General features: G+C 46.9%; 1 protein-coding gene and 1 pseudogene. One reads left to right on the top strand and one right to left on the bottom strand.

What is annotated here, in order from left to right:
• Window positions 1–375: pseudogene (locus A1D16_RS21065) on the bottom strand (IGHMBP2 family helicase); the annotation flags it as partial.
• Window positions 376–477: 102 nt separating this feature from the next.
• Here A1D16_RS21065 and A1D16_RS21060 point away from each other — a divergent pair.
• The coding region (locus A1D16_RS21060; protein WP_290713468.1) for a PKD domain-containing protein at window positions 478–5,114 on the top strand (4,637 nt) is incomplete at its 3' end.

Raw genomic sequence — 5,114 nt, 5'->3', positions numbered from 1 at the left:
ATCAATACCCAGTTTGCCATCTTCCGCCCAATCGGGTAATTCATCGGTTCGAAAACTGATTTTCAGCAGGTTACCGGAAATATGGGAAATGATTCCTTCAAGCCTGTCTTTTTCAGGGTTATGGTTGGAAAAAAGCGTAGCGGCACCGCCGAACCGAAATGCAGCAGGTATTTCGGTATGCGTGGTGCGTTCAAATTGTACGGTAAGATAATCTCCTTTGCCTAATTCAGTGTCGCGGATGGCAACCGGGTACCAGCAATATCCGTTTAATCGGCGGTCCTGAACGGAACTGTTTAAGGTGAGCAGATCAAAGGCTTTTTTATCTTCTTCGCGTTCCTGTTTCAGTAAAAGGGCCAGCTTGCTGAAATAATCCATTGGGCAAAATAAGGGAAAAATAACCTTCCTGCCAGCTTGCGATTCTTGTTGTATCAGGCTATATTGCAATGCGTGCCCCCCTAACCAAGATCACCAGACTAAATGCTCCGTTTAAAACCTTATCATGCACTTCGCCTGCTATTGGCATGCATCTTTACCTGGCTATTTTCTCCTGTTTGGAGCCAGTTAAAAGCAGATTTCACCATCGACAAACCTGGTGGCTGTGCGCCGCATGCTGTTTCTTTCACCAATACTTCTACCGGAACATCCGGAACAACCACTTATACCTGGACCTTTGGAAACGGTAACACATCGGCCTTAAAAAACCCGGGTGCCACCTATAATGAGGAGAAAGTTTATTCGGTAACCTTAACGGCTAAAGATGGTACACAAACATCAACCAAAACCCTGCAGGTTACCGTGTATAAAAAGCCGGAAGTAAATTTTACAGCCAATGTACTCAAAGGTTGTGCGCCAATGCCAGTAGAATTAACCAGTACTTCAACCGCTGGAGACGGCAGTATTGCTACTTATTTCTGGGATTTCGGAGACGGTGGTCTGCAACAGGGTGCAACGCTTCAGAAAGTTGCACATACGTATCAAAATGCCCAGAAAGCATCTATCAGTCTTACCGTAACCAATAGCTATGGTTGTTTCAGAACATTTGAAAAAACGGCGCTGGTAGATATAGCGCCACCTATAACCGCTGCTTTTTCTGTTGCCAGCTCCCTTGTTTGTGAAGAAAATGCACCGGTTAGTTTTACCAATACCAGCACCGGCCCCGGAACGCTCAACTATACCTGGGATTTTGGCGATGGCGCTGCTTCCACCTCTGTTTCACCCACACATACCTACAATAAAAAAGGAAAATTTGAGGTAAAACTACTCGTCAAAAACGAGCTTGGTTGTACTGCTGCCAGTGCTCCCCTTACCCTGAGCGTAGCAGATTTTATCACTGATTTTACTGTGCCGGCCCTGGTATGCAATGCTGCCAGTTTCCTGATCCAGAATAAAAGTATACCTGCACCAACCGATGTTAGCTGGACATCAGATGATGGCAGCACTGCCTGGTCCTACGGAAATACGCCCGTGAATTTTGTGTTTTCGCAGCCGGGAAAAAGAAAGTTAACGATGCGGGCCAGGTATGGCGATTGTTACCAGAGCGTTACCAAAGAGGTGGATGTAAAAACCGGGCCCGACCTGAATGGTTTTGTGGTGGATCTGGGTTCAAGCTGTGGCGCACCGCAAACCGTTAAAATGAAAGATACCACCAGCGCTGCCATTAAATGGAGCTGGGCGGTAGATTTTGCCGCTCCTTTTGCCAGTACCAGGGAAGCCAGTTATTTGTTTCAGACCGATCGTTCCTACACGGTTTCACTGAAGGTGGAAAATGCAGCAGGTTGTGTTTCAGCCACCTCACAGTATATAAATATTTATAAGCCCGTTGTAAGTATCAGCTTGCTGAGCGGAGCAGCATCTGGTTGTATCAATCTCAAAAATAAATTCGGCACCTACCAGTCGGAAGAAATTGAATCCTATCAATGGGATTTTGGTGATGGCGGAACCTCAAAAGACGCAGAGCCGGAACATGTATTTGCAAAAGAAGGCGTATTTACTGTTAAGCTAAATTATACCACCAAATCGGGTTGTAAAGGCATAGCCACAAGTACTGTGAATATCAACCGTCGGCCGGTTGCCGATTTTAAAACGGACCCCACGGTTATTTGTGGAAATACGCCTCATCGGTTTACCAACCTTACAACCGGATATACCACCGGATTCAGGTGGGATTTTTTCGATTTTCAACCCACTACCTTCGTTGGGAACGACGCTATTCATCAATTCCAGGAAGCAGGAAAATATACCGTACAGCTGATTGCCTATAATGGGAATTGTTTGGATACCATAACAAAGACCGATTATGTGGAAGTAAAACCCGGGTTTCCGGATATTTCCTACGCAACCAATACCTGCGAAGATACCCGGGGTGAGGTACGTGTGTACCAGATGAGCCGGGAAGTTGAAACCTATACCTGGGATTTTGGAGATGGTACCACACCGGTTAGATGGACCGCCGGACAGGAATCGATTTTCCATACCTATACCAGATCCGGTTCTTATAAGGTTAAGCTAACTATTACCAATGGAAATTGTACCGTGAGTGACTCGCTGGATGTGCCTGTTTTGCTGAAACAGCAGCCTGTACTAAGTTCGGTAACGACCGAACTCTGCTCCAGCGCATCCCTGGACATTAAAATTAGCGGCATGGAAAATAATCCCAGGCCGGTTAGCTGGTATTATGGAACCCATTACATGGTGAATGGGTTGTTATACCAGGACGGCAGCCGCTATGAAGGATTTATTGACCAGGTTAACAATTACTGGACCACCACGTATAATGGCCGTTATCAGGCTCTTGATCCCTCCAAAAAAGGAATTCGGGCCGTGCTGCAATCACAGTATTTTGGTTGTTATGATACCACCAATTTACTTCCGCTGCTTATCAAAGGTCCAATCGCTGATTTTAAAGCCGGAGAAGCGTTTTATTGTTTCAGGGACTCTGCCAAATTCATTGATCAGTCTGTAGGACAAAATAATGTACCCATTGTTAAATGGGAGTGGAGTTTTGGCGATAACAGTACTCTTCAAAAAAACAACAGTGCAACCGTAGCTCATTTGTACCAGGAACCTCAGCAATATTATGCAACGCTAAAAGTTACTGATGCAGAAGGCTGTTATCATGCCACCGGCGATTACCTGAAGCCGGTTAATATTTACGGGCCCAAAGCGGGCTTTGATTTCAGCCCGGCAAGAGTAATACCGCAAACCACCGTTAACTTTTACAGTACCAGTAATGCATATCCGTATAACCCGGTTGATTACCGGTGGAGATTCCAGGATGGAACCAATGCAACTGGTTATTATGCCGGCAAATACTACCCTGCTGTAACCAATGATACCGTGCGCCTTATTGCAAGAGACCTGGTTACTGGTTGCAGGGATACCGCTTATAAAGTGGTTGCAGTAAAAGATGTTGCTGCCGGGTTTACGTATACCACTTCCTATATTAATACTACTAATTGTCCGCCGGTAGTAGCCAGCTTTACCAATACTTCCGATAATTATCAATCGATCCGCTGGGATTTTGGTAATGGGCGCAGTGCAGGAAATCTGAACAATGTGTCCAGTACCTATGAGTTGCCGGGCATCTATACGGTAACAATTTATGCCTATGGGTTCAATAACTCGGTAGACTCCTTAAAGTTGCCTATCGAAATAAAAGGGCCCTACGCTATTTTATCGGCGGATACCCTGTTTGGTTGCCAGGATCTGACCGTGCAGTTAAATGCCGTTGTGCGTAATGCAAGTTCCTTTACCTGGGATTTTGGAGACGGCACCTTGTTACAAACCACCGATACGTTTGCGGTACATAAATACCTGAGTCCGGGTATTTACCAGCCGGCCCTGATTATGAAGGATGCTTCTGGTTGTGCGGGAACATCGAAAATTGACGATAAAATTATTATCGATCAGTTATTGACAAATGCCAGTGCGGTGCCTTCTCTGGTCTGCGATTCGGGTTTAGTTCAGTTCAACCCGGTTATTACCAGCCTGGCTGCATCAGAGCTGGGTTTGCCGCTATCGTATAGCTGGGAATCGGGAAATGGGCAATTCAGTGCAGCGGATCAACCTTCTTTTTATTATAATCAACCAGGTAAATATACCTCCAGGGTGGCTGTGGTATCGCCGTTTGGCTGCACTGCAGAATCTTCGGTGTCGCTGGAACTGGTGCGAACCACGAGGGCGTCTATCCAGGGGCCACCGGAAATCTGTGCCAATGGAGAAGCATTGTTCACAGGCAGTGCAGACCGCAACGGAAACCTTAACTGGAACTGGGATTTTGGTGGCAGCGGAACAGCCGACCAGCAAAACCCGGCAGCTATTCGATTTAGCCAGCCGGGCAGTTACCCGGTTCAATTGATAGTGGCGCATAATGGTTGCCGTGATACGGCTGTTGCACAGCTGGTGGTGCACCCAAATCCGGAAGTGGGGCTTAGTCCCAGAGACCCGGTGATTTGCCTGGGCAATTCTATCCGGTTAACAGCTCATGACGGAGTTCAGTTTAACTGGAGGGCGGCAGATGGCATAGCTACCCTGAATTCACCCAACCCCTTTGTTGCCCCGCAGTATACAACCACCTACCAGGTAGCAGTAACCAATAGTTTTGGCTGTGTAAGCCTGGATTCTACCAAGGTTACTGTTGGACGGCCATTTACTATCAGGGCTGCGGAAGATACCTCTGTTTGCCGCGGGTTTTCGGTAACCCTTCCGGTAACAGGCGCGGCCACCTATAACTGGATCTCAGGAGCAGGATTAAGTTCCACAACCAGTTCATCGCCGGTGGCAAGTCCGCTTACGGATACACGTTATATAGTGGTTGGTTATGATGAATACGGTTGTTTTACTGATACGGCAGCACTGACGGTGGTGGTTCGGGAATTACCTGCTGTACAAGCCGGGCAGGATATTCAGTTGGCTACGGGTGAACGGATTGAACTAAAGCCGGTTTACAGTTCGGATGTGGTAACCTATAACTGGTCTCCCCAGTGGTACCTGTCCTGTACCACCTGCCCGAACCCGTTTGCAGCGCCAAAAGATAATTATACCTACACGGTTACCGTAAAAAATCAATATGGCTGTATGGCAACGGACGATATAGCTATAAAGCTGGTATGTGC

The organism is Flavihumibacter sp. CACIAM 22H1, from assembly GCF_001601815.1.
Classification (GTDB): domain Bacteria; phylum Bacteroidota; class Bacteroidia; order Chitinophagales; family Chitinophagaceae; genus Flavihumibacter.
The sequence above is the reverse complement of the archived record's forward strand: the minus strand, read 5'-3'. Positions and strand labels throughout refer to the sequence as shown.